The sequence below is a fragment of the Endozoicomonas gorgoniicola genome, from assembly GCF_025562715.2.
GTDB lineage: Bacteria > Pseudomonadota > Gammaproteobacteria > Pseudomonadales > Endozoicomonadaceae > Endozoicomonas_A > Endozoicomonas_A gorgoniicola.
In genome coordinates this window covers 1,279,845-1,306,709 of the sequence record NZ_JAPFCC010000001.1, presented here as the reverse complement: position 1 = coordinate 1,306,709, position 26,865 = coordinate 1,279,845, and the positions used below count along the sequence as shown (strand labels likewise).

Below are 26,865 nucleotides of genomic sequence, written 5' to 3'. Positions count from 1 at the left end.
GCACAAGGATCTGCAGTAACTGTGCAGAACATAATTTTCATCAGGAACATCTGCATCTGATCGCCCCCCTTTCATCACTGATGAAATCCTATGATCAGGCAGCACAGATGAGAGGGTATATACGTGCTAGAAGCCTACAGACAACACGTCGAAGAGCGTGCTGAAGAAGGTGTCCCACCAAAGCCACTGAGTGCCGAACAAGTCACCGGCCTTATTGAGCTGCTGAAAAGCCCCCCCACAGGTGAAGAAGCATTTCTGCTGGACCTGCTGGAAAACCGTATTCCTCCCGGTGTTGATGAAGCCGCTTATGTTAAAGCCGGTTTCCTGTCAGCCATTATCAGGGGAGAGACAGAATCACCACTCATTGACAACCAGAAAGCGGTGAAGCTGCTGGGTATGATGCTTGGTGGCTACAACATCGAGACACTGATCAGTCTGCTCGACAGCACAGAGCTGGGTGAACTGGCAGCAGAGCAGTTGAAGAAAACCCTGCTGGTATTTGACGCCTTTCACGACGTTGAAGAAAAAGCCAGAGAGGGCAACACCAATGCTGTAGCGGTTCTTAAATCCTGGGCTGATGCCGAATGGTTTACCCGGCGTGAAGTCGTGCCTGAAAGCATAAAAGTGGTGGTCTTTAAAGTCTCCGGTGAAACGAACACCGACGACCTGTCTCCCGCTCCGGATGCCTGGTCGCGCCCGGACATCCCGCTGCATGCCCGTGCCATGTATAAAATGACACGAGACGGACTGGAACCAGAAGAGCATGGCGTCACAGGGCCTCTCGCGCAGGTCGACGCAGTTAAGTCTAAAGGCCTGCCCGTTGCCTTTGTTGGCGACGTAGTAGGTACCGGCTCTTCCCGTAAATCAGCCACCAACTCCGTTCTGTGGTTCTTTGGTGATGATATTCCCGGCGTACCCAACAAACGGGCAGGAGGCATCTGCATCGGTGGAAAGGTAGCGCCTATCTTCTTTAACACCATGGAAGATGCCGGCGCGCTGGTCTTTGAAGCGCCTGTCGATAAACTCAATATGGGCGATGTCATTGAAATTCGTCCCTATGAGGGCAAAATCCTGTCCGAATCCGGAGAGGTGCTGTCTGAGTTTGCCTTAAAGTCCGACGTTATCTTTGATGAGGTGCAGGCAGGCGGCCGGATCAACCTGATCATCGGTCGCGGACTGACGGAAAAAGCCAGGGAAGCTCTCGACCTCGGACATTCTGAAGCGTTCCGTCGCCCTGCCGCCCCGGAAGATTCTGACAGAGGCTTTACCCTCGCCCAGAAAATGGTCGGCAAGGCCTGCGGTGTGGCAGGCATTCGCCCCGGCACCTACTGTGAACCGAAAATGACCACCGTAGGTTCCCAGGACACCACCGGTCCCATGACCCGCGACGAACTGAAAGATCTGGCCTGTCTGGGCTTCTCTTCCGATCTGGTAATGCAGTCTTTCTGTCACACAGCCGCTTACCCCAAACCTGTTGACGTGGAAACTCACCATACCCTGCCTGATTTCATTATGAATCGTGGCGGTGTTTCACTGCGTCCCGGCGATGGCATTATACACAGCTGGCTGAACCGCATGCTGCTGCCCGACACGGTGGGAACCGGCGGTGATTCACACACCCGTTTCCCACTGGGTATTTCCTTCCCGGCCGGGTCGGGTCTGGTGGCCTTTGCCGCCGCAACCGGTGTTATGCCTCTGGATATGCCGGAGTCCATACTGGTGCGCTTCAAGGGTGAAATGCAGCCTGGCATTACCCTGCGTGACCTGGTTCATGCCATTCCCCTGTATGCCATCAAACAGGGCTTGCTGACAGTTGAGAAGAAGGGCAAGAAGAACGCTTTCTCCGGCCGAATTCTGGAGATTGAAGGTCTTGAAAACCTCACCGTTGAGCAGGCCTTTGAACTGTCTGATGCCTCTGCAGAGCGTTCTGCTGCTGGCTGTACCATCACTTTGTCAGAAGCATCCATCTCGGAATACCTGAAGTCCAATGTCACCATGCTGCGCTGGATGATCAGCGAAGGGTATGGTGACCTGCGTACTCTGGAGCGTCGCGCCCGTAAAATGGAAGAGTGGCTGGACGACCCGGCCATGATGCGTGCAGACAAGGATGCCGAATACGCCGAAGTGATTGATATCGACCTGGCCGACATCAAAGAACCTATCCTCTGCGCACCGAATGATCCGGACGATGCCCGCACTCTCTCTGATGTGGCGGGTGACAAGGTCGATGAAGTGTTCCTGGGTTCCTGCATGACCAATATCGGCCACTTCCGGGCTGCCGGTCGCCTGCTGGAACAGAACAGCGACCCACTGCAAACCCGCTTCTGGATGTCACCACCCACCAGGATGGACAAGGCACAGCTGGAGCAGGAAGGCTTTTATGACATCTATAAGGCCAGCAATGTTCGTACTGAAATCCCCGGCTGCTCCCTGTGCATGGGCAACCAGGCACGGGTAGAACCTGGTGCTACCGTTCTGTCTACCTCGACCCGTAACTTCCCGAACCGGCTGGGCGACGGTGCAAATGTCTACCTCTGCTCTGCGGAACTGGCATCAGTGGGTGCCATTCTTGGCAAAATCCCGACCGCAGAAGAGTACATGGAATTTGCCAGAAATCTTGATTCCATGGCTGCTGAAGTCTATCGCTACATGAACTTTGACCGGGTTGAGTTATACCAGAAAGCAGCTGATGATATCATTGCCAGGGTACGCTGATTCAAAAGTACGACGTATCCAGACCCCTGCCCGTCAGGGGTTTTTCTTATCAGCCCGGACACTGAACATGCAGACACCACAACTGACGCAGGATTTTAAAGACTGGGTAATGGCGGAAATTCCCCTGTTAACCGCCATGGAGCTGACTCTGGATGAGTTCAGGGACGGACAGCTCAGCCTGAGCTGCCCGCTGGCTCCCAATATCAACGATAAGGGCACCGCTTTTGGGGGCAGTATTGCCACTATTGCCACCCTGTGTGGCTGGGCATTCACTATGCTGCATGCCCGAATACAATGTTCTAAGCCCGATGCAGTTATTGCTGAGCAATCCATGAAGTACCTGAAACCCGGACGTTCGGGGTTGCACGCGGTATGTCACTCCCCGGTACCAGAAGCGTTTTACCGTCGCCTGCAGGAAAATCGCAACGCCCGCCTGAAACTGGATGTGGAAGTCATCAGCGACGGTCAATTGATAGCCACTTTTTCCGGCCTTTATGTCGCCCGCCCTCAACGGTGACGGTTATACAACGGCTTATACTTTAAGTATCACAAGGACTGAACGATCACCTGAAAACACTATGAACCCCCTGTCTGGTAGCAAAGCCCGCCCAAGGTTACAGACCATCAAAGAGTGGTTTAAAAAATCATTCAAGGGGTGGTTTAAAGACAAACCTGTTCGGATTCTTTCCAGCCATGTCGGGCGCTCCCTCCAAAGTGCGCCAGACTGGAGTAGCCCGCCTGATATCAGAGAACGCAATTCAAGTCGCCACGATCATCCCCCAGCCGTTTCGTCTTTCACTGTCCACAAACGGCAAGAGACCAGCCCATCAGCTGAGAACAGCGCATCACTGCAACAGCTGGCATCTGATATAGCCAGTGAAGCTTTTAACGTAAAAATGAAGGGTTACAGTAACCGGAACCTTCCATTGATGAAGCAGATGAACCAGCTCAAAGCCCTCGTCGACAGCAGGGACTGGCTGTCGGTAGACACCTTCATCGAACAAAATCTGGAGCGCCAGGGAGTTCAAAATTTTTCTATCTACCGGCGTCGATACAGGGCTATCGCCAACACGACGCCCTATATGCCAAAAGCCAGTTCCGGCACTCCTCCCACTGATACAAGGCTGGAGCATCGCAACGCATCGCCCACGCCGGCTGCCAGACCTTCAGCAGCCTTGTCGGTACTGAGCTTCAGGAATGGTCAGGTCAATCTGTTCAAAGGCGACATTACCAGAATCAACCACAAGGTCCATCCCGGCATTGATGCCATCGTCTGCCCTCATCGCTCTGAACAGCGCCGGACCACCCCGACTCTTGAAACACTGGCCAACAGGGAACCAGCCCTTAACCAGCGCAGGCTTCTTGATCAGTTAGGGACTCTGGAATCCGGTCATTCCATGGTAACCGCTGCCGGTAAGGTGTCGGAGCTGGGCTTTAAACAGATTGTTCACACCATTCTGCCTGAACAATGGGACAACCAGCCAACAGCCCGCCTGTTTAATGCTTATGTCAGTGCAATCAGGGAGGCTCATAATCAGGGCTCAAAGAGTATTGCCATACCCATACTCAGTCGTTATATGAATCTGCCGGTAAACAGCGAAGCTCAGATCGCCCACCGGGCCATTAAGTACTACCTGAATCATCCCGACACAAAACCTGAACCTCCCAAGATATATCTGGTATTCCCTGAAAACGCTATTGGTGAACAGCTTCGTGAAGAGCATTATCAGCTCAATATGAACACACCGGCAAGCCATGCCCGTCCCCACACTGCCACTCTTTCACCTCTTATTGCCAAACGACAGCTGGAACAGGCTCTGGATGGCATACTGCCGATCAAAGGCGGTATGCCGGTAGCTGCCCGAATGCAGTGGCTAACGGAAGAAGTGGATCGCCTTATTGCATTGATCAGGGATGGACAGGACCCCGGAGAAGACAGTGACCAGCTTATCGATTATCTGGATACGGCTGAAGATAACCTGGATGTGAACCCTTTGCATTTAAGTTCGGACGAACAGGCACTGGCACGCAAATTTATCAACGATCTGAATGACAAGCTCAGACCTTATTACAATCAGCCGTCTGGTGATGCCCGGGAGCCTGTCGGACAGGCTCCTGGCGAACCGAGTTCAGTTTGATTTTCAGACTTTTTATCTGCCGGGCCTCAACCGTTTCATGGCTGGCATACCGACACTGAATATACTCCCTGATAAATGCCCATACACTGTCTGACAGTTCAGGATGTTCTGTCTCTATACGCCTTGCCAGGCTCAGCTCCCCTTCGCCATCCTGCAACTGAACCCCTGACCGCTGAAGCTTGGCAAGAAAACGATTATATAAACGACTAAGCTCATCTTTCTTGTCACGCCGGTATAACAGCAGCAGGCTACTTACCCCCAATACCATTAATACAACCACTGCCAGTAAAGTAGTCTGCCTCCATTGCAGCTGGTCCGTGCCAAGCCACTGCTCCAGTAAAGCCTGCTGCTGCTCTCGCTGATAATCAATGACTGTGCGCTGCCAGCGATATTCAAGGTTTTCATAAAACAGTCTGAAATGGTTCAGCAGAGGCACCTCACGGTAGCGGAGTAACGACAGTGGCTTCTCATTAAGGAAGCCGCCTTCTAGTCCCAGTGCAGTCTGCAAATCCGCTAAAATGCGTTCCGGTGCAATAGCCATCGTAGGATCATAGCGCACCCAGCCTTTGCCCCTGACCCATATTTCCGCCCAGGCGTGAGCATCAAACTGACGAACCTGAATCATGTTTTGTTCAGGTTTGAGCTCTCCACCCTGATAACCGGACACTACTCTGGCAGGCACCCCCGCTGACCGCATCATAAAGACAAATGCACCCGCATAATGCGCACAAAACCCCTGCTGTTCAGAAAACAGAAAACGGTCGATACTCTCTCCTGCCATTAACGGCGGTGACAGGGTATAAACAAACCCCTGTTCCTGAAAAAACCGCATAATGCGCATAGCCAGCTGTTCCGGCTTCCCTTTTGCCTGCAACATCCATCGTCGCGCAGTTCGCCGTGCCTGAGTGTTTCCCCTGGGCAGTTGCAAATTCAGTTTGCGCAGCCAGCCAGGCAAATCGTCCGAAAATACCGGGGTACTGCCGGAAACAGAATACACCTGACGTTCATAGAGCGGGCTTCCTGCTTCCAGTCGCAGGGTTCGCAATAGCAAATATTGTCCCTGACTCTCTGTTGCCGGCCCCATTGTTACCAGCCAGGGAGAACCGGTTGCCTCAAGCAAAACTTCGTAACGATAGCCGTTAGGCTGCTGTAACCACCAGTCAACAGGCTGATGATGATCCTGCTGCCAGTCAGTGACTGCGATACCCTTGCTGACCAGATCGGCAGTTGCCGACTGATACCAGCTTTTTCCGTCAAACTGGTCCATCACCACCATTCGCCAGTAGCGTTCACTGGCCGGGGGCAGACTGCCATCGAAAACAGCCCTGAAAGCCAGTTCGTCGGACTGGCTCAGGCGGGCAATATCTCCCGGAGCCATACGATCACTGACGCCTGTCGTTGCGCTGTAATCGGGCTGGGGAACAGACCACAATGGATCCAGACGAGGTACAAGAATAAACAGAACAACGGTTAATGGTACCGCCTGCAACACCAGCACAAGACCATAACGCAGGCTGCTGGCAACCGGCAAAAAATCCGTTCGCCGGTATAGCCCCTGTTGAGCCGCAATGAGTACGACCAGACACAGAACCAGCCAGGCAGCCTGTAGCAGACTCTGGGAAAACAGGACACTGGTGGTGACAACAAAAAAACCAATATAGACGACAACAAGGGCATCGCGCCGGTAGCGCATTTCCAGCAGTTTTAATGAATAGCTGACAGCCAGAACCGATACTATTGACTCCAGTGTCAGTAATGGCTGAAAGCTGATGACAACCGTTCCCAGTGCGATGGCTATCAGCACAGCACGCAGCCAGAGGGGTGGCCAGAAAGATCGCCCATACCACAATGTCAGACGCCATATAACACTGAGTAAAGCAATGGCTAACAGCGGCACCGGCAGAACAGATCCCAATGGCAGTAACACCATCACCTGGACTACCAGCAACCAGATCACAGACGTACGGCTGATGCCTTCTTCCAGCTGGTGAGTGTCAGACATATTAAGCACCCGTCTCAACCTGAAACGTCTCAACCTGAAGCGTCTTAACCTGAAGCTTCTTAATCTGAAACAAGGCCAGAGACTGCAGACACTCACTCAGATGTCGCTGCCCCATGCAGGGACTAATGGTGACTCCCGGCAGTGACAGGCCGTAAGGCCGCTTCTGTCGTTCACATCGCAGACACCAGGCAGTGAGTACCGGGAGTTGATCTTCCAGCTCATGACCCGGCGTATCGTTCAGTGACAACATGCAATCCAGTCCAACCGGCTGGTCGAAAATTTTCGTGTTCAGTTCGTGCCTGCGGGCAAAGCCTTTCCAGTCAACATGCCCACTAGAATCACCGGCCTGGTAGCGGCGCACACCGGAAAACTCCTCCTGCCCGAGCATCATGGCTCCCGCCTGAGTGCCATTGGCATTCTGACTTAATGGCAGGGGCAGGCTGTCATCAACCGCCGGATAAACAAGAACCCCTGTTTCCAGGGAGAGCCAACTCCAGGTTTTGCACAGCCCAAGAGGATACTGGCTTTCAATGCGTAACAGGCCCGGGGATAGCCAGCCACGCTTCTGTCCGGTAATGCGTAAGTCTATCTGTGTTGAGCCCCGGGTATCGACATTCAGGTTTTCATGATCTGGCCATCCCACTTTAATGGCAATACGCTCACGATTATGGCCATCTATCTCAAGCTTTACCTGCACTGGCTGCCCAACGTGCGCAGGTTCACCACCAAGACTACGGATGGTCAGCCCCGCGAGGTTTCGCCAGGTGTGCAATATCGCCAGCATAAACAGGCTGACCATAAAAAACGACATGGCAAAAGCAAGGCTGTTGGTATAATTCACCGCCATCAGGAACAACAGAAAAGCCACCAGCAACCAGAGCATTCCGGCCATGCCGGGAAGTATGTAAATACGTCTCTGGCTTAACGTTACCTGTCGGGCCGGGGCAATGTTGCCCAGAACCAGCTGTCTTGCTTTCTGCTTCAATGATTGTAAGCCTGCCATGCCAGATCACCTCAGCCTGTGACATCAACAGTGGCTAACAGCTCTTTTGCTGACAGGCCAGCACCACGACTTAGCAGTCGATGCTCAGCCACAGCGGTGAAAACAGCCTGCAGGTCTTCCGGTATCACATAATCTCTGTCGTGCAATAACGCCCAGGCTTTGCTGGCCTGCAACAACGAGAGGCTGGCACGGGGCGATAAGCCAGTGACAAAATCACTGGAAAGGCGGGTAGCGGTGACCACTCTGAGCAGGTACTTCAGAAAATGGTCACTGGCATGAACCGTTTCAACCTGAAGCTGTCCACTCTTCAGGGTGGATGGAGAGAGTACCTGCTGGCATTCATGCATCCGGCTGCGGCCTGCTTCACCTTTCAGCAGGGACAGTTCTGACTCTTTATCCGGATAGCCCAACTGGATGCGCATTAAAAAACGATCCAGCTGTGACTCTGGCAAGGTAAAGGTGCCTTCCTGGGCGGCTGGGTTCTGAGTCGCTATAACAAAAAAAGGCGATGGCAATGTCAGAGTTTGTCCTTCAACCGTGACCTGCCGCTCCTCCATCGCTTCCAGCAAGGCACTCTGGGTCCGGGGGGACGCGCGGTTAATCTCGTCAGCAAGGATCAGCTGGGTAAACACCGGTCCTTTATGAAAACGAAAGGAACCGGTCTGTTTTTCATAGACGGACACACCAATTATATCCGCAGGCAACAGGTCACTGGTGAACTGGATGCGCTGGTAATCCAGCCCCATCACCCTTGCCAGTCCATGAGCCAGAGTGGTTTTGCCCATACCGGGCAGGTCTTCCACCAGCAGATGTCCTCCGGCCAGAAGACAGCAAACGGCCAGTCGCACTTCATGTTCCTTACCCTTAATCAGATCATTAAGACCATGAACGCACTGGTGCAACTCATTCATTGAAGTGAACCTGTTGTTGGAGGTTAGTTGTTGGAGGTTAGGGGCCAGACCTGCCTGTTTATATCGGCAGGTGCTATTTACCGTGAAAATTTTTTCAGGTTAAAGCTGGCTTAATCCCCTTTCAAGATCACGTTTCAGGTCATCAATGTTTTCCAGGCCGACGGCAATACGCACCAGATTTTCGGTGATGCCGGAGCGAGCCTTGTCTTCATCAGACAGGCGACAGTGAGTGGTCGTTGCCGGATGGGTAATGGTGGTTCGGGTATCGCCCAGATTGGCAGTGCGGGACATGACCTGAACTTGATCAATAACCGTCCAGGCCTCTTTGCGTCCTCCCCTGACTTCAAAGGCCAATACCCCACCAAACGCTTTCTGTTGTCGTTTAGCCAGCTCATGCCCGGGATGGGATGGCAAACCCGAATAATGAACCATTTCAACAGCGGGATGCTTATCAAGCCATTCTGCCAGCGCCATGGCATTGCGACAATGTGCGTCCATACGCAGACTGAGGGTTTCCAGCCCCTTGTAAAAATTCCAGGCATTGAACGGGCTAAGGCAGGCGCCCGCCGCCCTCTGCCAAAGATGCATTTCCTCAATCAGTTCTGCCTTACCCACAGCAACGCCTCCCATGCAGCGCCCCTGCCCATCAATGTATTTAGTGGCAGAATGTACAACAATATCAGCCCCAAGTTTTAATGGCTGCTGCAGAGCCGGAGTACAGAAACAGTTGTCTACCATCAGCCAGGCCCTGCTCCCAAGAGCGTTGTCATGGGCGATACCGGCCATAACTTCCAGATCCACCACTTCACCCCGGGGGTTGGAGGGCGTTTCCAGAAACAGTAGCTTAGTCTCTGGGCGCATAGCCTCTTGCCACTGTTTATAGTCCGTAAAATCAACAAAGGTGGTTTTGACACCGAACTTATCGAGGTATTTAGCAAAAATCGTAAAGGTGGTTCCGAATACACTGCGGGAACAGATGACATGGTCGCCAGCTTTCAACAGCCCCATGCACATGCCCAGAATCGCTGCCATGCCCGAAGAGGAAGCGCAGGCCATCTCTCCCCCTTCGAGGGCAGCCATACGGTCTTCAAACATTTTGACGGACGGGTTGGTATAGCGGGAATAAACATTCCCTTCCTGATCACCGGCAAAAACGGCCTGTGCCTGTGCAGCGCTTTCATAGGCAAAACTGGAAGTCAGATAAATTGCCTCACTGTGTTCCCCTTCCCCACTGCGAATAGATCCTGTGCGAATGGCCTGAGTTTCAAAGGCCCAATCCGATGTCATATTGTCGTTATCTTTCATGGAATTTCCTGACGTCAGAGCTGACAGCCCGTGCTGTGAGGTACTTGAGAAAAGACCCGTCGCACCAGCCTCCGTTCGGCAAAAGCGAAGGATGGTTAACATAACCAAATTACTGCGACATTAACAGCTCGAATTACGTAGATTCCGACAAACAACCAACCCGTTCGCTATATCCTGACTATAAAAGCCAGCGCAAGCCCATTCCTGATAGCCTGAATAATCGTCCGGGGCTGGATTCAAGCAACAAACCGCACGATCAGCCACGCTGGAACTTGTCGGTGAGTTTTTAGTCCTATCTAACGAAGGAACTTAATAGGTGGGTTGGATGATGGGAATTATAGAGAGTATTGCGACAAGAATAGGTTATCAACGTCAGCAGGAATGTGAAGTTTGCTATGAGAATTTTGACAGTCATAAACATGAAAAGATTACTTTGCCTTGTGAGGGGAAGCATGTCTTTTGCAGAAGATGCGTTAGTAAAATTCTGGTAGATGAGGAGCCTAAATGCCCCTATTGCCGCGCGGATATATCATCATTTAAGCCCCCCCGGTCATTGCGTGAACGAATGGTTAGGGCATTACTATCCGGTGTTGTTGGTGTTTCTATTGGCGCTTCTATTGGTGCTGCTATGGGGGCTGTAGCTGCTAGTGCTGTTCCTGCTGCTGGTGGCATTTGTTTTGGAAGTGCTGCTTACGCTGTTGGTAGTGCTTTTGGCTATAAGGTTAGTGCTATTGATAATGCAGCCATAAAAAGTGCTGTTCTTCTGGCTGGTTGGGTTGGCATATTTTATGGTGCTGCTACTGTGGGGGCTTCTGCCGATAACGATGCCGCTCTTATTGATAAGGGACGTGCAGTTTCTTTGGTTTCTCAAGGTGTCGTTTCAATTATGGCTCTTTCCGTCTTTGTTAACGTGCGTAAAGTGCAACACGACCTGACTACCTATCTACTGAACAAAATCGCTGGAGCCGAGACTGAGCTACATCGAGACTGAACTACATATTGTGTAAACGCTTGTCGTTAAAACTCCTAAAGAGGAGAATAACAATGAGCATTGACATCAATCAGGAACTCATCGAAAAACTTGCCAGCCACATCAAGACACAAGATGAACTGACAGCTCGAATTACGTAGATTCCGGCAGCCAACTGTCAATTTGTAGCAATCTGCAATGTGTTAAACTTTTCTGATTTCTGAACACTGACTGAACAAATAGTTTGGAACCAGAGCCATGCGCCCTCACCTGTTATTAATTGATGCCCTGAACCTGATTCGCCGGATACATGCGGCGGTGAGAGCGCCTGATGAGAGCAGTCAGGTGGATGGCGCCATTTCCTCAACCATTTCCTCACTGTCAAGAGCGCTGCACGACAGCCAGCCAACCCATGCGCTGGTCGTTTTTGATGGCAACCCGCCCACCTGGCGGCATGAGCTGTATCCTGACTATAAAAGCCAGCGCAAGCCCATGCCTGATAGCCTGAATAATCGTCTGGGTGATTTTAATAACGCCTTTTTACAGCTGGGCGTGAAGACCTTTCGCCGTTCAGGTCTGGAAGCCGATGATGTGATTGCCTCGATAGCCAGCAAGGCGATGGGGGTGGGTGTTGCCGTGACCATCCTCTCAACGGATCGAAGCTTCCAACAGCTGCTTGCTCATCCGTCAATACGACTGAGGGACCATTTCCAGAAGCAGGATCATAATGCTGAAACGGTTTTCCGGCAGCTGGGGTTCAGGCCGGAGCAATTGGTTGATTACTGGGCAATGGCAGGGAATGGCGATATTCCCGGCGTCAGCGGTGTCGGCAAGCAGGGCGCAACCAGGCTGATGCTGGAGTTCGGCGGGCTGGAACAGGTGTTTCAGCAGGGTGAGTCAAAAGGGGCTGCGGGAAAAGTCTGTGCGCAAAAAGAGCAGGCTTTGCTGTCACAACGCCTTGCCACACTGGCCACCGGGCTGGAGCTGGGTGTGCGATTGAAAGACCTGCGCTTTGGTTAATTCTTGACTGGCAAATCCTTCCGCCACCAAGTACTGAAAGGCGTTGTGTAGATGGGTGCTTTTTCTGGCCAGGCAAACACATCCCGGTGCGCCACTCGCATAGAGTCAGAATACCACTTGGGAATACCGTAATGTTCCCAGAGCAGGATTCGGTCAAGGCTTCTGGTCAACGATTTTAATTCAGCGCTGCTTCTGGCTTCAGGTATTTTTTCCAGTAGCGCATCAATGGCCGGATGCTTTATGCCCGCTAAATTATGGCTGCCTTCTGCATCCGCCCGTTCTGAATGGAAATAGTCAAACAGCTCAGCGCCCGGAGCCAGGGACTGAGGCAATATACGCAGTAACATATCGTAATCATGCTCCCTGACCTGTCGGATATATTGTGCAGCATCCGCCCGAACCAGATTCATTTCGATGCCAATGGTGCCGAGATTTTTTTTCAGCGGTAGCAGATAGGTTTCTGAGCCTGCACCCTGTTCCAGAAAGGAGAATCGCATGGGCTTGCCGGTTTCCCGGTGTATGAGGGTATTGTCCCTGAGTTCCCAGCCTGCTTCTTTCAGCAATGCTAATGCCTGTTTCTGCTGAGTCCGGATGGAGCCGTTTCCGACTGTCTGGGTGGGCTTAAAGGACTGGGTCAGTAAATCAGGCGGTAGTTTCCCTTTCCAGGGGTCAAGCCATTGCATTTCAGCCTTGTCCGGTAAGCCTTTTGCCGCCATAGGGGAATTGGGGAAATAGCTGTGTGAGCGTTTATAGGCATTGTAGAAAATAGACTTGTTGACCCATTCAAAATCAAACATCAGGCTGATGGCCTGTCGTACCCGCCGGTCGTTGAATGGCTTGCGGCGGGTATTGAAAAACATAAACGAACTGCCATAAGCCATCTGGTGAGGAATCACTCTCTTCCTGACTTTGCCTTCCCGAACCGCTGGAAAGTTGTAACCGGTATTCCAGTGTTTAGCAATCACTTCAAGGTGCAGATCATGCCCGCCTGCTTTGAACGATTCGAACGCGATATGGTAATCGCGATGAAACCAGAGGGTAATTTTATCGAAATTGTAACGCCCTTTATTAACGGGTAAATCCTTGCCCCAGTAATCCTTAACCCGACTGAATGTCACAGACACGCCCGGCTTAACCGCTGTAATTTTATAAGGTCCACTGTTCAATGCAGGTTCCGGCGTGGACTTGCTGATGTCGTGTTTGCTCCAGTAATGACGGGGCAGTACCGGAAGCTCTGCCACTCTGAGCAGCTGTGATCGTGTCCCGGCCTGTTTAAAAGTGAAGCGAACTTTGTGATCGTCGAGTTTTTCTACCGTTTTAACAGATTCTAATTGCAGTCTGTACCGGGGATGCCCCTTCTCTTTCAGCTCATGGTAAGAAAACACCACGTCGTCTGCGGTGACCGGTATGCCATCATGAAAACGGGCTTCAGGACGCAGGTGAAAGATGATCCAGCGATTATCGTCAGCGTATTCAACCGAACGGGCAATTAAACCATAAGCCGACTGAATCTCATCCCCTGACGGGCTGTACTGGCCGGTTCCTACCATAAGGGGTTCATTCAACTCGGAAAAACCATAGCGCATGTAGTTGTAGGATGGGGCAAGGGCTGGCGTTATCCCTTTGGCAGAATAGGGGTTCAGGGAATCAAAGGTTCCATGGACAAACAGGCTGATCTGGCCACCCTTCGGGGCATTGGGATTAACGTAATCGAAATGTTTGAAGTCAGATGGGTACTTCAGCTCATCAAACCGGGATAATCCATGAGAGGGATGACTCGTGGGAGGTAAGGGCTTCGCTACTGTTGCTGCTGGTAACATGCCGAGTATCGTAGAGAAAAGAAGGCTCAGCACCAGCCTCTGAGTTACAGGTAACTGCATTTGTTCATTTTATTTTTTTAACGAAGCATCACTATAGCAGCTTCAGGGCGCATCGTGCCGAACGGACCCATAACATTGAACGGATAAAAACTCAGGCTCGTGTATTGGTAGTCATATAGTTTACCATCTGCTGCTGATCTTACATGGTTGTAAGCATAGAGAAGTTGACTCAAGAGGATGTTTTGATGGTTAAGGCCGTTTCCATTTTATGTGTTGCCGGTTTTCTTCTTACCGGGTGTTGCACAAATCAGCCCGCCAAACCCACTTCTAAAGGTATGCCAGGGTCCGATAGAGACGCACATGGATGTATTGGTTCGGCAGGCTATTCCTGGTGTGAACGGGCCAAAAAGTGTGTACGCCCCTGGGAGCTTGCTAAGGAAGCCGGGTTTGAGAATACCGAGGAAGCATTTTTGGATTATTGTCGGTAGGTGTTGATTCAGGGGAATATCAGAACTGCTCCAGCGGATAGCATCAAAAGCCATTGGCTGGAGCTGTTACAACAGTCTTTACGCTGCCCTACACCGCTAGAAACAGTTGTGCCATTGTTATTTTTATGGCATAAACGACAATGGACACCAAATTACCAAAAAATGCTTATTATCTGCTAAAAATAAAAGCTTAAAATGGAAAGTTAGTATGCATCAGGATCAAGAGTTTTACCCCAGAGATGATGAAATAGACTTATTTCAGCTCTTTGAGAATTTGTTTCAGGAGAAGTTACTGATTATAGGAATGACAATCCTGACAGGACTTATTGCAGTCGTAGTCTCTTTTATACTTCCCAAAACTTTCAGCGCAGAGGTAAGTTCTGTTTTACCGCTCCCCTTAGTAAGCGCTAGTACCTGAGAAACCTTTTAAAACGGTCAGCAATATAATCTTTAAATCAAGTGTCACTGACCACGAGTTGATATACTTTAAGTCCATCTCGACCCGTTTCTGCATTTTTACCAAAGTGTCTGTTTCACCACGAAAACCATTAACCTGCGCCAGCCCGGTAATTCCGGGTTTTACTTTGTGTCGCTTCATGTAAGAATCAACAAGCTCTTTGTATTGCTCATTATGGACAAGCGCATGAGGCCTTGGCCCCACTATGGACATATTCCCCTTCAGTACATTAAGAAACTGTGGCAACTCATCAAGACTGTTTCTTCGTAGAAAACCACCAATCGACGTTAGACGTCGGTCGTTTTTTACAGCCTGAGTTACCTTTCCATCTACTTCATTATGTACATGCATCGTTCGGAATTTATACACATCAATAGGTTCACCATTTACCCCTAAGCGTCTTTGCTTGAAAAATACAGGGCCATCTGATGTAATTTTTACCAGACCGGCAATAACCAGCATAAGCGGTGAAGCAATGAGTATAGCAACCAGAGACAAGACGACATCTTCAGTACGTTTGATGACCGAAGTCCATTCATTTAACGGGGAGCAACTCAGGTCCAGAGAATAGAACCCGGCGATTGGGGTAACACGGTGATTAAGCAGGGCAACATCCCTGAGACCGGGCATGTAACGAATATCCATGGTGTGAAAGCGTAACGCAAACATAACTTCTTCTATAATACCGCTGTCCTTCAGCGGGAGACAAAGCCAGCATTCATCGAAATCATCATCTTTCAGAAGCTGCTTCTCGACAAGTGCAGAGGCCTCTGAAACCTGATCGTAGTTAAGGCAGACATCAAGACGATAGCCCCATTCGTTACGGTGGCCCATATCCTGAATAATTGACTCATAGTTACGGCCTCGCCCAATCACTAATACCCGCTTGGAATTTCTTCCTCTTATACGAATCGAGCGCAAGAATACATTAACCAGTACTCTGTAAAGAATACTCAGTGACATCGATGTGACAATCCAGGAGCCGAGCCATAAGCGGGAGTATTGCTCAGTAGATTTAGTCATGACCAGAAAAGCGACTAATAATGTGAAAGATATTAGCCAGCTGAAAATGACAGAGCCAAGGTAGAACGACAAAGGGCGACCTCTCCAGGACTGGTAAACACCCATGATACCGGAGGCTCCTAGCACTAAAAACACATGGATGATACTCAGGGACTGATAGTTGAAGCTGGTTTCAACATATCCAAACCTCAACCAGAAAGCGGTATTGGCAGTCAGGTAGGATATCAGGATATCCATGACGATAAACAGGAAGGCAGGGAGGTTTGAGCGGCTTAGGGAGAATCCTTGGGGCATGTTTTTATTATTCTCAGACCGGACGGGACTTTACTTTATTCAACTTCAGGCTCAGATTTCAGAGCGCAATGTTTACTCCAGCATTGAGCCACAAATTCCGAGAACTCTTTTCTGAATCGTTCAGAAGAAAACTGAAGTGCATGTTCCCGGATAGCTGCCGGTGGAAGCAGTTGGGTTTGTTCAAATTCTAACACCGCTTTTGAAAGAGCGTCAGCTGTTTGTTCGTAAAAGAAAATTCCCGTTTTTTTATTCACTACAGTTTCTAATAAACCACCCTTACCGTAGGCAATCACAGGCGTTCCGCAAGCCATGGCCTCAACCGGAGCAATGCCGAAATCTTCTTCGGCAGCAAAGACGAAGGCTCGTGCTTTTTGGATAGTATCTTTTAGAACATTGAATGGCTGATGCCCCATTAAGGTGATATTTGGGGTTTTAATTGTTTGGAGTTTTGTAAAATCAGGGCCGTCGCCAATGACGATTAGTCGTTTATCTGGCATATTTGAAAAAGCACTGACAATTAGATCAATCTTTTTATAAGGTACAGCTCTTGAGCATGTAACAAAGTAATTATGTTTGTCTTCAAATAATTGAAAGTCATTGACTGAAACATTAGGGTATATTGTGTAAGAATTTTTATCATAAGCATTTCTTATTCTTTCAGAAATATAATTTGAACAAGCAACGAAATAATCAACATCTTTCGAACCTTCTCTATCCCACAACCTGAATTTTTTTAAATAATATTCTACAAAGATTTTTTTTATTCCGTGTATTCCAGATTCCGAAAGGTACTGACTTTCTAAATCCCAAGCATAACGAGCAGGTGTATAGCAGTAGCAGATATGAAGTTGACCAGAGGAAATTGATACATTTTTCGCAACACAATGACTGCTGGATATCACAATATCATACTTCATCAACTTATGTTGCTTTATTGCAATTGGAAAAAGTGGCAGATAGTTGCGATATTTTGACTTTGCCAATGGCAGTGATTGAACAAATGTTGTTTTTGCAATCTTTTCCTTTATAAATCCTCGTTCTTCATTCTCAACAAAATCAATTAGTGAAAATAAATCTGCTTCAGGAAAAATGGTTAATATTTGTTCGAGAACTTTCTCAGCTCCACCATACGTTACTAACCAGTCATGGATGACAGCTATTTTCATCAGCAGGAACCCAACCTTTCCTTTCTGGCCTCATCAAATATGGCCCATAGCTGTTTAGCAGATTGTTCCCAGGTAAACCTGCTGGCACTCTGTTCAGCTTTTTTTGCCAGAGAGTCTCTATGATTGTCACCAAAAAATTTCGTTAGCCCTGAAGCAATCGATTCAACATCTAAAGGGTCAACAAGAACTCCGGCCTCACCTGCAACTTCGGGCATGGAAGAAGTATCAGAAGTTAAAACAGGTACACCGAATGACATTGCCTCAACTAGCGGCAAGCCAAAACCTTCATAAAGTGAGGGCATTGCAAGGAACCGGGCATGACTATATAAAGTAGCAAGCCAGCCATCATCAACATAACCAACGACTTTAACCTGACCTTGTAGATTTTCACGTCGAATTAAGGCTTCTGCATCAACGCCCCCCCAGCCTTTTCCCCCTGCGATAACGAGTAGATTATTTTTTTTGATACTTTCATCAAGAGAAGCAAAAGCTCTGAGAAGGCGGGACAAGTTTTTTCTTGGCTCCAGCGTTCCTACAAAAAGAAAATAGGGTCGGTCAATGCCAAAAACTATTAAAGATTGGAACTCTTGGTGGGGAGGAAATCTGGAAGTGCCCGGATAAACAATACGAACTTTTTTTGAGACCGCAGGGTATTCATCGATAATTGCCTTTGAGGTACTGATGGAGTCCGCGATAATACGGTCAGCTGAATAAATAGTATCAGGCATCAACATTTTCTCAGCAACATAACTTAAAGGCCGCATAGTGTTCCCCGCATGTTTCCAGACGAGGTCGTGAATAGTTACAACACGTGCAATATTCCTTGGAAGATAACGGGGTATCCTGTGTGTTGCTCCCCAGAAGACATCAACCTGATCCTTGGCAGACCAGTAGGGTAAGTAACTTTGTGACCACCACATTCTCCCAAGACGACTCTGAAAGTTAGCCGACCTGACTTTGGGATTATTTATTTCCCACTTGTGAGAATCGATATCCCTTGCAGAGTAAAGGTAAAGCTGACTTGAGTAATCCATCAGTTTATCTGATAATTCTTTAGTGTATCGTCCTATTCCTGTTAATGGTTCAGAGAGTAACCTGGCATCTATACCAACGCGCATAAATTATTATTTCCCTTGGTACATCCAGTGTAATGTTTCATGAAGTGATATTTTCTGATGGTCTCCAACTAGTTCATTTAAGTATTTATTTGAACCACATAAACACTTGATATCTTTTCTTCTAATTAAAGAACTATTGGTATTTACTTTAATTTTATAGCCAGTAATATCATCCATAATTTTCAGTATCTCTCTTATGCTTATAGACTTTCCGGAACACACATTGATTGTTTCTCCTACTGGTGCCATCTCAATAAGCCTTCGATAGTATTCAGCTACAGTTCTTACATCGAGGAAATCACGAGAAATATCAATATTGCCAAGTTCTATCTCCTCATCACCCTTTCTGTAATGCTCTACGATCTTGGATATTAAGAATTGTGAGGACTGACCTATCCCTGTGTAGTTAAAAGGCCTGACAATAAAAATTGGAAGCTTATCCAACCACAGTTTAGCCATATATTCCATGGCCAACTTACTGACAGCATAATCATTTATAGGTGATGGTTGTGTAGATTCAATAATCTCACCAAGGGAATTATCACCATAAACATTAGCACTGCTGGCCAACAATACGGAATCAGGTTTTTTTTTATTTTCAGACAATGAAGTAAGTAAATTATGCGTCCCTATAATATTAGTTCGATATATCTCTTCCTTGTTCTTGTGATCAACAAAAGAGACTGCAGCTAAGTGTACTACTACGTCGGGTGATACTTTAACAATCAAGTCTCTTAATGTATCAATATCACACAAATCTACATTAAATATTTTATTATCAAGTGCTTTATTTTTACGGAAAGAGGTTCCATATACATCGAAACCAGCTGCTGACAACTCAGCAGCCAGATAGCTCCCTGTAAACCCGGTTATACCTGTTATTAGAGCCGTACGCATTAGAAAGAAACGCCTTTTTCAACCCGATTCATATCAGCTTCAACCATCATTGCACATAGATTTTCTAATGGTGTATGAGCCTCCCAGCCTAAAACTTTCTTTGCTTTATCAGGATTACCTATCAGCAAATCAACTTCAGCAGGTCTGTAAAATTTTGGATTTATTTTGACTATTGTTTTTCCAGTATTAGCATCCAGACCAACCTCATCAACACCATTTCCTTCCCATACTATTTGATAATCGAGTGCTTTGCATGTTAACTCAACAAAGTCCTTAACACGTTCAGTTCTTCCGGTAGCCAACACAAAAGTATCAGGCTCATCTGCCTGCAACATACGCCACATCCCATCAACATAATCTTTAGCAAAGCCCCAGTCTCGCTTTGCCTCTAGATTGCCTAACTCTATATGCGACTGCCTGCCGAGCTTAACACGCGCAAGACCATCTGTTATTTTTCTGGTAACAAATTCGAGCCCACGTAGTGGCGATTCATGATTGAATAAGATTCCGCTAGCTGCAAAAATGTCAAAACTTTCCCTGTAGTTAATGGTCATCCAGTGTGCATAAACTTTAGCGCAACCGTAGGGACTGCGAGGGTAAAGCGGAGTAATTTCAGACTGAGGCACCTCTTGAACCAGCCCAAACATTTCAGAAGTTGATGCTTGATAGAATTTAATTTTTGGATTAACTATCCGTATTGCATCAAGTATGTTTACTGGGCCTATTCCAGTAATCTGAGCTGTTGTAATAGGCTGATCAAACGAAACACCTACAAAACTTTGTGCAGCCAAATTATAGATTTCATCAGGCTCAGCTTGCTCTAACAGACGAACACTTGAACCCAAATCAGTGAGATCATACTCAAGCAGGTTTAAATTTGGGTGGTTACGAACACCAACATCGTCAAGCCTCCAGAAATTAGTGGATGATGTACGCCGGTAGGTGCCGTAAACTCTATAGCCTTTTTGTAAGAGAAATTGAGAAAGATAGGCACCATCTTGACCTGTTATGCCAGTGATCAGAGCTGTAGTCATAATAAAGATTTAGTTACTTTTTTTAGTTATATGGAATAAGTTAGCAATACTGCAGTATCTATATTTATCATTCTGTTAAAACCAAGGTCGTGAAGCTCTTTGCGAAGAGAAAAGCAAAATCAGTAAATCAAGTAGTTTTACTCAAGAAAATTTGTAAATCATCAGGAGTTCCAATTCCATGCATTGCATCAGGTGGAATATTAAATATTCCAGTTCGTTTACCTTCAGCAATCAAATAATTATAAGTAGGACAAGTATAATACTCCCCATTTACACGATCTTGATGCAATATCATGGAAATAGAAGCATCAATAAAGTCACCACCTTTACGAAAGAAGTAGATACCAACTGTTGCAAACTCTGAAATTGCTTCTTTCTCTTTAACTTCCTGAACAAGACCATCCTGATCAATACGGGCAAATGACCATTTTGAATCTTGTGTTTTATCGACAAAGGTCAGTATTGATCCATCAAGATTTCGACTAATACAATCAGAAACGAAAGCTTGTGGTTCAAAATCAACTAACTGATCTGAGTTAGCAATTAGCAAAGGTGTATCATTGTCAATCAATTTACGTGAATGCAAAACTGTGCAAACTGTGCCTTCAGTAAGCCCATCAATTTCTACAAATGTTGCCTGAAACCTTTTTTTGATTTCCTTAACCACATCAACTTCAGATTGTAAATGTTTCCTTTGAGCGATGAGGATATACCGAGCATTAGGTAAGTTAATATTTTCTAAAACACGGATAATCATAGGTTTACCATTTACATCAATAAAAGGTTTTGGCTTAATAAACCCAGCATTGACAAAACGACTACCAGCACCAGCCATTGGTATAACAACGTTAATCATTTAGGATACCCTCCATATTTATCGTTAGTCGCACCAGGATATTTTACAACCGTTGTTAATGAATCCTCTAGAGCTTCAAAATCAGTTGCTTCCATTGGTTCAACAACTATAATATCTCCTTTCTCATACTCCTTACCATTCATTCTCACACGTCCCGTCATAACTACCGTAACTTCTGTTGCTATTTTATGATGATGCAGGGCTTCATTGTCGCCTTTAGAATATTCTTTTACAGCCACTTCGACATCAGTTGTTTTGATTAATGTTGGTTCAAAATCACCTATAAACCAACCATTAATCATATTTTCAAGATTTTCAGTCTTCATATTGTTTTTCTATTTATAGTATTTTCTGAAGATTCTCGTACTCTTTTATCTTTTTTGGGGTATAAAAAGTGTGATATGTATCATTGCTTATCTTATACATTTTAATTTCTTTACCAGACAGTATCATTTGATTGAGAATAGGTGCGATAAAGTAACTTCCATTAACACTTTCATCCTTACGAATCATTTGCATTGCAGCTTCTATGAAATCAGCACCACAGCGAAAATAGTATAATCCTGCAATAGCATGACGACTTAACGGGTGTTTTTCAGCAGCCTCAACAACACGTCGTTCTTCATCTAGCCTAACATATGACCAACGAGGATGAACTGAATCAAATGTGACAACTCCAGCATCAGATTTATAAAATTCAGCAATAACCTTTGAAATTGAAAATGTAAACAATTGATCACTATTAGCTATTAAGAGTGGTTCATTTCTCGGTATATGATCAATAGCCATGAGCGCACTACAAGCTGAACCACGGGTTTCTTCACCAATTTTAACAATCTTACACTGCCCATTGGTGATTATATTTAATGTACTGTCCAAGTGAAATTTCACACAATCAGCAGTGTTAATCACAAAAATGAATTGAACTTTACTAGAAGCCGTAGAAAGATTCTCCACAACCCACTCAACAATTGTTTTATGGCCTATTTCAATCAGTGGCTTAGGAAATGGGTATTCATTTTCTGGAAAATACTGTGACTTTCCAGCCATTGGGATTAGAACATTGAGCATATAATCTACCCCTGTATGCGCATAATATGGTTCATAATATTTGGATAGTTCACCTCTCGTACATCACCTACTTCCATCAACCAGGCACCACTTGCCTTTGCTGCTTGTTTACCATTATCGTTATCTTCTACTATTAAACATTCTTCAGGTTGTAAATTTAGCCTTTGGATAGAACGTGTATAGATTTCAGGGTCAGGTTTACCAAACTCAACATCTTGATTAGACAAAAAGAAATCAAGATATGGAAGTAATGATGCTTTTTCCATCATCACTTTGACACTATTCCTGATCGAATTTGATGCTACAGATAAAGCATAACCTTCTTGTTTTAATCGAGCTAGTGCATATTCATGATGAAAACTAGGCTTGCACTTAGTATGTACAAGCTCCATAGTATAAACCTGCTTCATCTCATTAATAAAACTATGCAGTTTAGCTGGCAATCCCCTATCGGTAGTTAACATTTCAAGCTTTTTCTTTGTTGGTAGACCGTCGTATGTAACTAAGTGATCATAACGACTAATTTCCATACCAAATAAACTGAGAGCTTTATTTAGAGCTTCATAGTGCCAATCTTTAGCCTCTATAAGCACTCCATCCATATCAAAAATAACAGCTTTAATTTTAGGCATTGAAGAAATCCTCAGCTTTTTCGGGATAGTCAGTGCAAATCATCATTTTATTCTTACCAATTCTTAGCTCTAATTCTTTATAATGCTCCCACTCACTTTTGTAGGTTCTACCATGCAATTCTGGTGAGACAATACATATCTTTTTTTTTGCATTAAGGTGATTAATGATTGACTGATTAGTTATCCAATGCCTATGAAATTCATCAAGCCATACACCATTAGACATATCAAAAAAAGATGGGTTTTCTTCGTACTCACTTTGTCTAGTATATATATTCATCCCTTTATTCAGATATAAAATAGCGTCAGGAACAGACATATCAAAGAGAAAATAATTATTTATTTCGTATTGCTGTAATTGTTTTTCAAGTAAATCATGCAAGCCATCTGCTTTAATATTAATAGCTATTTTCGGCCTAGCCTCGAAGCTCGTATAGATATCGAGAAATTGTTGAAATGACATACACTCATTCAATGGAGGGTTATGTGATATAACTAACTTACCTTTCCAATCTCTAACATCAATTTCAACACCAAAACCTAAAGAAAAACTTCGCTCGAAAGCTATAGAGGTGTTCTTTTCATTTTTTTTTAGCCAGTAACCACGATGCGACAATACAATCAATTAGAAACTCCAACTAGAAAAATAAATTCATAGGAGAGATTAATAAATAACATACTCTTTAATATAAAATTATTTAGAAATCGACGAATGAATCAATATAACTCTATGATACCATTTTTATAAATAATTATATTCTACTTAATCTAAGAATCTCTTTATCTAACTCAAGTATTCTATTATTCAATCTTTCAACTTCTTCATTTAAATTTATAATTCTTTTATTTAATCTAGACTCAACCTCACTTTCATCATAGTTCATATAGCGGCTATGGTGATGCCAGTAATTTTTACCATCAAAAATATCAATTCCAACTAATCCAAGTTCATTGATCATGTCAAACCAAGTTTCAGGATTTTTTGTAAAAAATATATTAAATTCATTACAAGCCATGTCATTTGGCTTTATTGCTTTTATAGTATACCCATTGGATGAAAAAAAATTTAATGCTTTATGAATATCTTGTGATTCACTTTCATACAGTGAGTTTGATGCTACAGATGGTACTTCAAGCATTCCAGCTTTTATTATATCAAGGTATATACCACTAGAGGCCAAAATAGACAGGTCGAGTCCTTGAGCATCGATTTTTATAAAATCAATTACATCTATTCTCTCTTCTTTTATAAATGACGAAAGTGTTATTATTGAAACTTCTTCTGTATGACTATATTTCAAATCAGTTCTACTACGCCAGTATTTATCATTTTTTATATTTATTTCATTGAAATCCAACAAGCTAGAGCAACCTTTATCCGCTGAATCACTTATATTCAGTTTGCCGCTACCGGTGTAGTCTGAAATAGCTAATTTATGGATATGTAAGTTACTCAGATTCTCTTTATTTTTTATAGTACAAAGGTGCCTATACAACTCAGAGTTAGGCTCAAATGCGTGTAGTATTATATCAGGTTTTTTTCTTGCAACTTCAAGACAGAATAAACCATTATTTGCACCGACATCAAATATCATAATCTTCAACCCATTTAATCAAATTATTCGAGCCCCATCTTTTTTTTGCATGCGTTGAAAACTTAATCTTATCTATACGTTCATTAGATCTTTGCCTCACTTGCTGTCTAGCTTTAACTAATTCTTTATCTAGTAGATCACCTTCAAACACTAATCGATTCAGTGGCTGAGTATCAGAAACTAAAGTAGAGACACCACATGCATAGGCTTCTAGAATAGGTAATCCAAGGCCTTCAGAAATCGATGGAAATATAAGAAGCTGTGATCTAGAATACAGTTCTATTTGCTTCTCAGTACAGATATCAAACCACCACTCAATTTCATTCAAATCTATTTTTTCATAAAAATCTTGAACTAGTTTTAGATCACAGCGTGGCCTTCCAAAAATAATCAATTTAGTAAAATCACCACTATTAACTAAATCAGGTATTAATTTTAGACCTTTTCTTTCATCGAAAGGTGCAGCTAAAATTACAGTTTTGCAGATTGAATCATCGTCACAATTTATTTTTTGTTTTTCAAATCCATTCGGCAAAATGGTTGGGATAACTTTAAGGCCTTTTTTTTGGCCAAAGCCAAATATTTCACACTGTCTTTTCGTCTCATCACTTATACATAATATCCCATCTGCAACATCATCAGCCCAGGTATATCCATTACTATGTTCAGCTGCAAAAGATTTCAAACCTTCATCACTTGGTTTAGCAAAGTAATATCTGTTAGGTATTACATCATAGGCAATGCAGTACGTCTTTTTTGACTTTGGAAGATTTTGACTTTTATAAACCCAAGGTGCACACAAAATACATATATCGTATAAAAAATCACTGCTAAAGCTTCTAGTTTCATAATTAACTGACTCAGTAGAAATACCATCGAAATATTTATTCAACTTTGCATTTTTTAATTTGCTTAATATTTCTGATCGAGAGTCTGCAAATTTTATATCAGACTGAAAACCGTTATTTATAAAATAATTATCATTGAAAACTATTGAATCCCATTTATCTTTATTTTTCTTTAGAAATTCAACTTTATAATTATAAACCTTCAGTGACTCAGCAATTGAAAATATATATCTTCTCACACCATGATGGGTGGTTAAAATACTATCATCAATAATGAAACAAAAACTCTTTGACATAGTTATAAGCTCGTGAATATCTGAGTCTAGATTTTAATGAGTTAGGTAGTTTTTTCCATAAGTTCTCTGCTATTTTTTTCATATGCTCAACAATAGCAGGCTCTTGAGTTTTTAAATGTACATATAATTTAAAAGAATCTGTATAATTATCTGCGATACCAACAGTAGTAGCACTTGAATAAAAATTCATTCTAGGAACAATCCCATGACATCTTAATAAAAAAGCCAGCTCAACATCCTCAGCTTCATTATGAAGTAGTAGTGAATTAAATGAGGAAATAGTTAGTTTTGTTTTTTTTAGTATTATCAGTCCTCCATTTACAAAATGTCCTTCAAACAGCTCATTATAACTTTTTTCATAACAAGGATTTTGCCATTTAAAGCTTCTATATTCAAAGCCAACATACGAGGGAAAATAACTACCAGATTCATAATTTTGGCTAATCGTCAAATAGTCAAAATCATATCCAAAATATTCAAACCCTTCAAAAAAGTCATCGTTAATTATGTATCTATCATGAAATATTGCAACATTCGGGTTTTTTGCTTTTTCCAGAATGAGTTTCTTTTTTTTCGAAATCCTAGCTAGGTCATCCTTATACTCTAAATCAAAATATTTTAGATCAAGATCTATTTCACTTAGGCCATTAAGCTTGGGCCCTACAATTATAAATTCAACTAGATCACGGTCTATTAATTTTAAAGTTTTTAGTATCAAACTAGAAATTACATCTTCTTTCTCTCCATTAGTTATAACACCTATCGTCCATAATTTATTTGAATACAATTCGATATTTTTTCTATTAATTTTAAAAACACTTACTATACTACCATCTCTAAGCAGCTCTTGCTGATCAAGACTAACATCAAGGCCAGTATTCCTTGCTAGTAAACTTTTTAATTCAAATATAGTTCCTTTATTTGAGTCTTTAGTTCTTATTACAAGATAGCCAGATTCATTAATAAGTCTTATAGATTCATCAATAACCAACCTCCAGCCTGAACCATAATTGAAAACTATATCTTCATACAACCATACCACATCGTATTTTCTGTGATAAATTGGACTAAGTCTATAGTTCTTACACAACCCAATATTTATAGCTTTACAGTTAATCGGGCTATTATCACCTATCCAGACACCTTTTTTACTAAACAGATGACTTATAAAGCCAAATTCAAATCTTTCCAAATCTTTAATCATAT

Annotated in this window: 24 protein-coding genes; 6 read left to right on the top strand and 18 right to left on the bottom strand. The window is 44.6% G+C overall.

The window, feature by feature from the left end; all coding sequences use genetic code 11:
* Nucleotides 1-123 precede the first annotated feature (123 nt).
* From acnB to NX722_RS06030, 3 genes are all read left to right on the top strand, one after another.
* The gene (gene acnB / locus NX722_RS06040; protein WP_262567197.1) at nucleotides 124-2,715 is read left to right on the top strand and encodes a bifunctional aconitate hydratase 2/2-methylisocitrate dehydratase; all 2,592 of its coding nucleotides are present in this window, start codon (nucleotides 124-126) and stop codon (nucleotides 2,713-2,715) included.
* The gene (locus NX722_RS06035; RefSeq protein WP_262567196.1) at nucleotides 2,690-3,232 is read left to right on the top strand and encodes a thioesterase domain-containing protein; all 543 of its coding nucleotides are present in this window, start codon (nucleotides 2,690-2,692) and stop codon (nucleotides 3,230-3,232) included. Before acnB ends, NX722_RS06035 begins: the two co-directional genes overlap by 26 nt.
* Before the next feature lie 61 nt (nucleotides 3,233-3,293).
* Entirely contained in the window at nucleotides 3,294-4,853 is a 1,560-nt protein-coding gene (locus NX722_RS06030) for a macro domain-containing protein (protein WP_262567195.1), read from the top strand.
* Here the strand turns inward: NX722_RS06030 and NX722_RS06025 are convergent.
* From NX722_RS06025 to NX722_RS06010, 4 genes are all read right to left on the bottom strand, one after another.
* Nucleotides 4,774-6,855, bottom strand: coding sequence for a transglutaminase TgpA family protein (locus NX722_RS06025; protein ID WP_262567194.1), 2,082 nt, complete (start codon nucleotides 6,853-6,855; stop codon nucleotides 4,774-4,776). The two genes, NX722_RS06030 and NX722_RS06025, sit on opposite strands and share 80 nt — an antisense overlap.
* A gap of 1 nt (nucleotide 6,856) precedes the next feature.
* A complete protein-coding gene (locus tag NX722_RS06020; protein WP_262567193.1) occupies nucleotides 6,857-7,858 on the bottom strand; it encodes a DUF58 domain-containing protein in 1,002 nt (333 codons plus the stop codon).
* Nucleotides 7,859-7,869: 11 nt separating this feature from the next.
* A complete protein-coding gene (locus tag NX722_RS06015; protein WP_262567192.1) occupies nucleotides 7,870-8,769 on the bottom strand; it encodes an AAA family ATPase in 900 nt (299 codons plus the stop codon).
* Nucleotides 8,770-8,868: 99 nt separating this feature from the next.
* Nucleotides 8,869-10,074: an O-succinylhomoserine sulfhydrylase gene (locus NX722_RS06010; RefSeq protein WP_262567191.1), complete on the bottom strand. Its 1,206-nt coding sequence runs from the start codon at nucleotides 10,072-10,074 to the stop codon at nucleotides 8,869-8,871.
* A gap of 325 nt (nucleotides 10,075-10,399) precedes the next feature.
* On the opposite strand from NX722_RS06010, the gene NX722_RS06005 reads away from it, so the two are divergent.
* The gene (locus NX722_RS06005; protein ID WP_262567190.1) at nucleotides 10,400-11,065 is read left to right on the top strand and encodes an RING-HC finger protein; all 666 of its coding nucleotides are present in this window, start codon (nucleotides 10,400-10,402) and stop codon (nucleotides 11,063-11,065) included.
* 237 nt (nucleotides 11,066-11,302) lie between these two features.
* The gene (locus tag NX722_RS06000; RefSeq protein WP_262567189.1) at nucleotides 11,303-12,064 is read left to right on the top strand and encodes a 5'-3' exonuclease H3TH domain-containing protein; all 762 of its coding nucleotides are present in this window, start codon (nucleotides 11,303-11,305) and stop codon (nucleotides 12,062-12,064) included.
* On the opposite strand, the gene NX722_RS05995 is transcribed toward NX722_RS06000, so the two are convergent.
* A complete protein-coding gene (locus tag NX722_RS05995) occupies nucleotides 12,061-13,884 on the bottom strand; it encodes an extracellular solute-binding protein (protein ID WP_262567188.1) in 1,824 nt (607 codons plus the stop codon). The genes NX722_RS06000 and NX722_RS05995 overlap by 4 nt on opposite strands.
* 696 nt (nucleotides 13,885-14,580) lie before the next feature.
* Here NX722_RS05995 and NX722_RS28790 point away from each other — a divergent pair.
* Entirely contained in the window at nucleotides 14,581-14,790 is a 210-nt protein-coding gene (locus NX722_RS28790; RefSeq protein ID WP_407647960.1) for a Wzz/FepE/Etk N-terminal domain-containing protein, read from the top strand.
* Here NX722_RS28790 and NX722_RS05990 read toward each other — a convergent pair.
* The 13 genes from NX722_RS05990 to NX722_RS05930 form a co-directional block, all read right to left on the bottom strand.
* Nucleotides 14,770-16,146 (bottom strand): undecaprenyl-phosphate glucose phosphotransferase, encoded by a 1,377-nt coding sequence (locus tag NX722_RS05990; protein ID WP_262567187.1) that lies wholly within the window; start codon nucleotides 16,144-16,146, stop codon nucleotides 14,770-14,772. The two genes, NX722_RS28790 and NX722_RS05990, sit on opposite strands and share 21 nt — an antisense overlap.
* A gap of 35 nt (nucleotides 16,147-16,181) precedes the next feature.
* Entirely contained in the window at nucleotides 16,182-17,312 is a 1,131-nt protein-coding gene (locus NX722_RS05985; protein ID WP_262567186.1) for a glycosyltransferase, read from the bottom strand.
* Nucleotides 17,312-18,430 carry a glycosyltransferase family 4 protein gene (locus tag NX722_RS05980; protein WP_262567185.1) on the bottom strand — a complete coding sequence of 373 codons (1,119 nt, stop codon included), beginning with the start codon at nucleotides 18,428-18,430 and terminating at the stop codon, nucleotides 17,312-17,314. Before NX722_RS05980 ends, NX722_RS05985 begins: the two co-directional genes overlap by 1 nt.
* A gap of 6 nt (nucleotides 18,431-18,436) precedes the next feature.
* Nucleotides 18,437-19,327 (bottom strand): GDP-mannose 4,6-dehydratase, encoded by an 891-nt coding sequence (locus NX722_RS05975; RefSeq protein ID WP_262567184.1) that lies wholly within the window; start codon nucleotides 19,325-19,327, stop codon nucleotides 18,437-18,439.
* Nucleotides 19,327-20,361, bottom strand: coding sequence for a GDP-mannose 4,6-dehydratase (gene gmd / locus NX722_RS05970; RefSeq protein WP_262567183.1), 1,035 nt, complete (start codon nucleotides 20,359-20,361; stop codon nucleotides 19,327-19,329). Before gmd ends, NX722_RS05975 begins: the two co-directional genes overlap by 1 nt.
* 127 nt (nucleotides 20,362-20,488) lie before the next feature.
* Nucleotides 20,489-21,217: a glycosyltransferase family 2 protein gene (locus NX722_RS05965; RefSeq protein WP_262567182.1), complete on the bottom strand. Its 729-nt coding sequence runs from the start codon at nucleotides 21,215-21,217 to the stop codon at nucleotides 20,489-20,491.
* A complete protein-coding gene (locus NX722_RS05960) occupies nucleotides 21,214-21,543 on the bottom strand; it encodes a hypothetical protein (RefSeq protein WP_262567181.1) in 330 nt (109 codons plus the stop codon). Before NX722_RS05960 ends, NX722_RS05965 begins: the two co-directional genes overlap by 4 nt.
* A 13-nt stretch (nucleotides 21,544-21,556) precedes the next feature.
* Nucleotides 21,557-22,288: a glycosyltransferase family 2 protein gene (locus tag NX722_RS05955; protein WP_262567180.1), complete on the bottom strand. Its 732-nt coding sequence runs from the start codon at nucleotides 22,286-22,288 to the stop codon at nucleotides 21,557-21,559.
* Between the two features lie 5 nt (nucleotides 22,289-22,293).
* Nucleotides 22,294-22,920, bottom strand: a complete 627-nt coding sequence (locus NX722_RS05950) for an HAD family hydrolase (RefSeq protein ID WP_262567179.1) — start codon at nucleotides 22,918-22,920, stop codon at nucleotides 22,294-22,296.
* The gene (locus NX722_RS05945) at nucleotides 22,913-23,545 is read right to left on the bottom strand and encodes a PI-PLC domain-containing protein (RefSeq protein WP_262567178.1); all 633 of its coding nucleotides are present in this window, start codon (nucleotides 23,543-23,545) and stop codon (nucleotides 22,913-22,915) included. The genes NX722_RS05950 and NX722_RS05945 overlap by 8 nt, the downstream gene beginning before the upstream one ends.
* A gap of 127 nt (nucleotides 23,546-23,672) precedes the next feature.
* Entirely contained in the window at nucleotides 23,673-24,515 is an 843-nt protein-coding gene (locus tag NX722_RS05940) for an FkbM family methyltransferase (protein WP_262567177.1), read from the bottom strand.
* Nucleotides 24,505-25,659 carry a glycosyltransferase gene (locus NX722_RS05935; RefSeq protein ID WP_262567176.1) on the bottom strand — a complete coding sequence of 385 codons (1,155 nt, stop codon included), beginning with the start codon at nucleotides 25,657-25,659 and terminating at the stop codon, nucleotides 24,505-24,507. Before NX722_RS05935 ends, NX722_RS05940 begins: the two co-directional genes overlap by 11 nt.
* Nucleotides 25,631-26,863 carry a hypothetical protein gene (locus NX722_RS05930; RefSeq protein WP_262567175.1) on the bottom strand — a complete coding sequence of 411 codons (1,233 nt, stop codon included), beginning with the start codon at nucleotides 26,861-26,863 and terminating at the stop codon, nucleotides 25,631-25,633. The genes NX722_RS05935 and NX722_RS05930 overlap by 29 nt, the downstream gene beginning before the upstream one ends.
* Nucleotides 26,864-26,865: the final 2 nt, after the last annotated feature.

Bases quoted from the DNA above. Each gene is read 5' to 3' on its own strand.
- NX722_RS05950 (WP_262567179.1), bottom strand. From the start codon at position 22,920: ATGCCTAAAATTAAAGCTGTTATTTTTGATATGGATGGAGTGCTTATA.
- NX722_RS06030 (WP_262567195.1), top strand. From the start codon at position 3,294: ATGAACCCCCTGTCTGGTAGCAAAGCCCGCCCAAGGTTACAGACCATC.
- NX722_RS06020 (WP_262567193.1), bottom strand. From the start codon at position 7,858: ATGGCAGGCTTACAATCATTGAAGCAGAAAGCAAGACAGCTGGTTCTG.
- NX722_RS06010 (WP_262567191.1), bottom strand. From the start codon at position 10,074: ATGAAAGATAACGACAATATGACATCGGATTGGGCCTTTGAAACTCAG.
- NX722_RS05960 (WP_262567181.1), bottom strand. From the start codon at position 21,543: ATGAAGACTGAAAATCTTGAAAATATGATTAATGGTTGGTTTATAGGT.
- NX722_RS05935 (WP_262567176.1), bottom strand. From the start codon at position 25,659: ATGTCAAAGAGTTTTTGTTTCATTATTGATGATAGTATTTTAACCACC.
- NX722_RS28790 (WP_407647960.1), top strand. From the start codon at position 14,581: ATGCATCAGGATCAAGAGTTTTACCCCAGAGATGATGAAATAGACTTA.
- NX722_RS05980 (WP_262567185.1), bottom strand. From the start codon at position 18,430: ATGCGCGTTGGTATAGATGCCAGGTTACTCTCTGAACCATTAACAGGA.
- NX722_RS06025 (WP_262567194.1), bottom strand. From the start codon at position 6,855: ATGTCTGACACTCACCAGCTGGAAGAAGGCATCAGCCGTACGTCTGTG.
- NX722_RS05975 (WP_262567184.1), bottom strand. From the start codon at position 19,327: ATGCGTACGGCTCTAATAACAGGTATAACCGGGTTTACAGGGAGCTAT.
- NX722_RS05940 (WP_262567177.1), bottom strand. From the start codon at position 24,515: ATGATATTTGATGTCGGTGCAAATAATGGTTTATTCTGTCTTGAAGTT.
- NX722_RS06015 (WP_262567192.1), bottom strand. From the start codon at position 8,769: ATGAATGAGTTGCACCAGTGCGTTCATGGTCTTAATGATCTGATTAAG.
- NX722_RS06005 (WP_262567190.1), top strand. From the start codon at position 10,400: ATGATGGGAATTATAGAGAGTATTGCGACAAGAATAGGTTATCAACGT.
- NX722_RS06000 (WP_262567189.1), top strand. From the start codon at position 11,303: ATGCGCCCTCACCTGTTATTAATTGATGCCCTGAACCTGATTCGCCGG.
- NX722_RS06035 (WP_262567196.1), top strand. From the start codon at position 2,690: ATGATATCATTGCCAGGGTACGCTGATTCAAAAGTACGACGTATCCAG.
- NX722_RS05990 (WP_262567187.1), bottom strand. From the start codon at position 16,146: ATGCCCCAAGGATTCTCCCTAAGCCGCTCAAACCTCCCTGCCTTCCTG.
- gmd (WP_262567183.1), bottom strand. From the start codon at position 20,361: ATGACTACAGCTCTGATCACTGGCATAACAGGTCAAGATGGTGCCTAT.
- NX722_RS05955 (WP_262567180.1), bottom strand. From the start codon at position 22,288: ATGCTCAATGTTCTAATCCCAATGGCTGGAAAGTCACAGTATTTTCCA.
- NX722_RS05965 (WP_262567182.1), bottom strand. From the start codon at position 21,217: ATGATTAACGTTGTTATACCAATGGCTGGTGCTGGTAGTCGTTTTGTC.
- NX722_RS05930 (WP_262567175.1), bottom strand. From the start codon at position 26,863: ATGATTAAAGATTTGGAAAGATTTGAATTTGGCTTTATAAGTCATCTG.
- NX722_RS05995 (WP_262567188.1), bottom strand. From the start codon at position 13,884: ATGTTACCAGCAGCAACAGTAGCGAAGCCCTTACCTCCCACGAGTCAT.
- NX722_RS05985 (WP_262567186.1), bottom strand. From the start codon at position 17,312: ATGAAAATAGCTGTCATCCATGACTGGTTAGTAACGTATGGTGGAGCT.